This window comes from Microcystis sp. M53602_WE12 (assembly GCF_030065455.1).
GTDB lineage: Bacteria > Cyanobacteriota > Cyanobacteriia > Cyanobacteriales > Microcystaceae > Microcystis > Microcystis aeruginosa.
The window spans coordinates 1-1,646 of sequence record NZ_JASJFB010000498.1; the positions used below are offsets into that span (position 1 = coordinate 1).

Genomic DNA, 1,646 nt, shown 5'->3' on the forward strand with positions numbered 1-1,646 from the left:
TGTGGGAGTATTGTCCGTTCCGGGATCAGGGTTCCCATATACGTGACCTGTAGAAGCTGTGGCAGCACCGATTTGCCATTCTGTACCCAGAGTCCAACCCTTGCTGTTATTGGCAAAATCATCCCAGAAGTAGGTGGTAAATCCTTCCTCAGAAATAATAGTTCCCGTTGCTGTATTAGGAGAACCACCAATGTAGCCCGTCCCAGAATTGACGGTTAAAATAACTGATTCGCTGTTTTCCTGTACGGTGTCAGCAATGGGATCAACCACGACCGTTGCCGTTGTCGCACCGGCGGCAAAAGTGACGGTTCCCAATTTCGTCGTCGGGTCGAAGATGACACCACTACCTGTTAATACGTTGTAATCGGCTGGGTAGCTTCCCACCGGGGCGGCGTTGGCTATGCCACTCGCCCCGAAGTTAACGGTCAGGGGAGAACTCAGGTTTAAGTTAGTGCGAGTAAAGGTGTAAACTAAGTTAGTCGTACCGTCTTCCTGCACACTGGCCGGGCTGACACTGACGGTTACGGAAGGTAAGTTAGCCCCCGCCAAGGCGTTAAACACATTGAGCCGCTTACCAGAAACCGTTTTACCGGCTAGAGCCGCAATCGGCTCTCCCGTGTTCATTAAGGCGTTTTTCACCTGTTGTGCCGTCCAGGTGGGATTTTGTGACCACAACAAAGCCGCCGCCCCTGCCACATGGGGACTGGCCATGGATGTCCCTGAAAGGGTCGCGTATCCACCACCAGGAGCTAGACTGTAAATCTCTGAACCAGGCGCACCCAAATCTACGCTGGTTAAGCCATAGTTAGAAAAAGAAGAGAGAGCATCGGTGCGGGTGGTGGAAGCAACAGAAATAATATTAGCTAGGTTGTAGCTGGCAGGATAGGAGGGGCTTGTGTCAGTGTTTTTTGCATCATTACCAGCCGCCGCAATAAATAAAGCTCCCGCCTGACCCGCCGCGTTAATCGCATCGTAGAGCGCTTGACTATAGCCTCCACCTCCCCAGGAGTTATTGGTGAGCTTAACTCCTTTGGCCGTCGCATAGTTAATTGCCAAAATAGCATTGGAGGTAGAGCCTGATCCTTGATCATTCAAAAACTTCAGGGGCATGATTTTGGCATTCCAGGCCACCCCCGTCACACCGACCCCATTATTTCCTTTGCCAGCAATGGTTCCCGAAACATGGGTTCCGTGACCATAAACATCACTGGGGTTATTGTCGTTGTAGGCAAAGTCCCAACCGCGAATGTCATCAATGTAGCCATTGCCATCGTTGTCAATGCCATCTCCGGCAATTTCCCCCGGGTTTGTCCAGATGTTGCCAACTAGGTCTTGGTGATTGTAGTCAACCCCCGTATCAATAACCCCAATCACTAAATTAGGATTGCCGGTTTGAATATCCCAGGCTTCCGGGGCATCAATATCGGCATCGGGAGTACCGGCACTTTGTCCGGTGTTATGCAATCCCCAAAGTTGATTAAAACTGGGGTCATTGGGGAACGTGGCCTGGGGAGTAAATGCACCCACCGTCCGAATATAGTCGGGTTCAATGTATTCAAAAATCGGATGGGAGCGATATTGTTTTAGAATCTTCTCCACAGAGAGCGACCCGGATAACTTCCAAATCTCTGCCCCCGTCAGTTTAA

At 50.7% G+C, this 1,646-nt stretch carries 1 protein-coding gene; it reads right to left on the reverse strand.

Annotated features, from left to right (window positions below; all coding sequences use genetic code 11):
- A partial coding sequence (locus PX482_RS16445; protein WP_288122701.1) for a S8 family peptidase occupies positions 1-1,599 on the reverse strand: 1,599 nt, incomplete at its 3' end.
- Positions 1,600-1,646: the final 47 nt, after the last annotated feature.